We start from the raw sequence: 1831 nt of genomic DNA, 5'->3' as shown, positions 1-1831 counted from the left end.
GCGCTGGCCAAGAAGCTGCCCTGCGTGCTCGATTTCGACGGCCCCAACGTCTACAACTACGCCTGGACCAAGAAGATCGTGCCGCTGGACGGCTATGCGCCACTGCAGGCCGTCAAGGGCCAGATGCTGCCCACCCTGGTGCGCCAGGGCACCTACAACGGCAAGCTCTACAGCGTCGGACAATTCGACTCGGGCCTGGCCATCTGGGCCAACAAGAAGACGCTGACGGCCGCCGGCATCCGCATTCCGAAGGGCGTGGACGACGCCTGGACGCTGGCCGAATTCGAAGACGCGCTCAAGAAGCTCAAGGCCGCGGGCGTGCCCTTCCCTCTGGACATGAAGTTCAACTACGGCATCGGTGAATGGGTGTCGTACGGCTTCGCGCCAATGCTGCAAAGCTTCGGCGGCGACCTGATCGACCGCAAGACCTACAAGACCGCCAAGGGCGTGCTCAACGGCCCCGCCTCGGTCAAGGCCGCGCAGACGCTGCAGGGCTGGATCAAGGCCGGCTACGTCAACCCAGCTGCCAAGAACGACGGCGACTTCGCCGCCGGCAAGTCGGCGCTGTCGTGGGTGGGCCACTGGGTCTACAACGACTACAAGAAGGCGCTGGGCGACGACCTGGTGCTGCTGCCCATGCCCAAGCTGGGCGCCAAGGCCGCCACCGGCGCCGGCTCGTGGAACTTCGGCATCTCGGCCGACTGCAAGGCGCCCGATGCGGCGGCCAAGGTGCTGGCCCACCTGATGAGCAAGAACGAGATCCTGCGCGTGACCGACGGCAACGGCGCGGTGCCCGGCACCACCGAAGCCCAGGCCGCCAGCAAGCACTACGCGGCCGGCGGCCCGCTGCGCCTGTACGTCGACCAGCTCAACAAGGGCGTGGCCGTGGTGCGGCCCGAAACCCCGGCCTACCCCGCCATCTCCAGCGCCTTCGCCGAGGCGATGAACAACATCTTCGGCGGCGCCGACGCCCAGAAGGAGCTGGACAAGGCGGCCAAGAAGATCGACCAGACCATCGAGGACAACAAGGGCTACCCGAGCCGCTGAGGCCGCAGGCACACACATGAGCACCGCGATGCAGATTCCCCAACCCAAGCCGAGCGCCGCCACGCCCGGCGCCTGGCTCTTCGCGGCGCCAGGTGTCGTCCTGCTGTTCCTATTCCTGGGCCTGCCCTTCCTGATGGCCTTCGTGCTGTCGTTCACCGACCAGCGCCTCGTCACCAGCGAGGAGCTGGGCACCGACTTCGTCGGCCTGCGCAACTACCTGCGGCTGTTCGAGGACGATTCCTTCTGGGCCGCGCTGAAGAACAACTTCCTGTTCGTGGCCGTGGTGGCACCGCTGCAGTCGGCCTTTGCGCTGCTGCTGGCGGTGATGGTGAACAAGCCGCTGAAGGGCTCGCGCATCTTCCGCACGGTGTACTTCATGCCGGTGGCCACCACCATGGCCGTCGTGGCCGTGGTGTGGTCGCTGATGTACAACCCCGACGGCGGCGTCATCAACCGCTTCGTCTCGGCCCTGAGCTTCGGCATGCTGGGCCCCTACGACTGGCTGCGCGACCCCACGCTGGTCATGTATGCGGTCATCGCGCTGTCGATCTGGCAGGGCGTGGGCTTTCAGATGCTGGTGTTCCTGGCCGGCCTGCAGTCCATCCCCGAAGACCTGTACGAGGCCGCCAAGCTCGACGGCGCCACGCCCGGCCAGCAGTTCTTCTGGATCACGCTGCCGCTGCTGAAGAACACCACCATCTTCGTGGTGGTCACCACCACCATCTACGCCTTCCAGCTGTTCACCCAGGTGCAGATCATCGCCAGCAGCGGCACCGCCGCGCCG

General features: G+C 66.4%; 2 protein-coding genes. Both read left to right on the top strand.

Features of this window, described 5'->3' with window-relative positions; all coding sequences use genetic code 11:
* The coding region (locus tag ABNT58_RS03755) for an ABC transporter substrate-binding protein (RefSeq protein ID WP_348752176.1) at positions 1–1047 on the top strand (1047 nt) is incomplete at its 5' end.
* A gap of 28 nt (positions 1048–1075) precedes the next feature.
* Positions 1076–1831: sugar ABC transporter permease (locus ABNT58_RS03750; RefSeq protein WP_348752175.1), on the top strand; the 756-nt coding region annotated here is incomplete at its 3' end.

It is taken from the genome of uncultured Aquincola sp. (assembly GCF_964001545.1).
GTDB lineage: Bacteria > Pseudomonadota > Gammaproteobacteria > Burkholderiales > Burkholderiaceae_C > Aquincola.
Note: the sequence above shows the minus strand (reverse complement) of the source record. Positions and strands in the feature narration are given on the sequence as shown.